The sequence below is a fragment of the Henriciella mobilis genome (assembly GCF_003576285.1).
GTDB lineage: Bacteria > Pseudomonadota > Alphaproteobacteria > Caulobacterales > Hyphomonadaceae > Henriciella > Henriciella mobilis.
Genome location: NZ_QWFX01000015.1, coordinates 309 through 1,198, shown reverse-complemented (window position 1 = coordinate 1,198; position 890 = coordinate 309). Strand labels below are relative to the sequence as shown.

The window sequence follows — 890 nt, the reverse complement described above, 5'->3', positions numbered from 1 at the left end:
AGAGGGAAAGGGAGCCGAGCAAAAAAGAACCCCGCAGCGCGCCAACGCTCGGGGTCATGACCAGCACGGGATAGGACCGATGCCAGTAGTGACAGTGTACCGCCACGGCGGTAAGGGCGGTGTAGCGCCCGGACGGAATGACCATACCCGGATGAAGCGCGGCGACGTCGAGGGGTGGAGCTTAGGGGCCACGCGCCGGAACACGCAGTTCCTGATGAGCGTGCGCGAGACCGAGCTAACAGGGGCAGGCGTCGCCCTCACTCTCACGCTTCGAGACTGTCCCGCATCGGCCCAGGACTGGACGAAGCTGCGGAAGCGGTGGATTGAGCGCCAGCGGCGTGCCGGTATGGTCCGGCTCCACTGGATCACGGAGTGGCAGCGTCGAGGCGTGCCGCACCTGCACGTCGCCCTGTGGTGGCCCGACAAGTACCGCCTAAGCGATCCCGTGAACGACTGGGTGGAGCTGGCAGGGGAGCTTTACGGGGCAGGGCACCGGGGACAGCACGCCAAGGTGATCGACGGCCCGATCGGCTGGTTTCAGTACCTGTCGAAGCACGCCGCCCGCGGGGTGAAGCACTACCAGCGCAACAACGAGAACATCCCCGAGGCGTGGCTCCGCAAGACCGGCCGCGTCTGGGGTCACTCCGGCGATTGGCCCCTCGATGCGCCCCGGAAGTTCGGCCTACAGGGCGCCCAGGGCGATGCAGGCTGGTACTGGATGCGGCGCATGGTCCGGGGATGGCGGCTGGCCGATGCACGGGCAGCAGGGGACCGCAGGCGCATCCTCTACGCGCGTGGGAGCTTCCGGTCGCCGGAACCCGAGCTGTCGAAGCTGCGGGGCTATCAGGACTGGATGCCGGCCGAGCCGGTGCAGCTGCGGATGCTGGCCA

The 890-nt window shown here is 67.9% G+C and carries 1 protein-coding gene; it reads left to right on the top strand.

All coding sequences use genetic code 11. From position 1 onward, the window contains the following. Positions 1 to 151 precede the first annotated feature (151 nt). On the top strand, positions 152 to 890 hold a 739-nt coding region (locus tag D1223_RS15430), incomplete at its 3' end, for a rolling circle replication-associated protein (protein WP_199288223.1).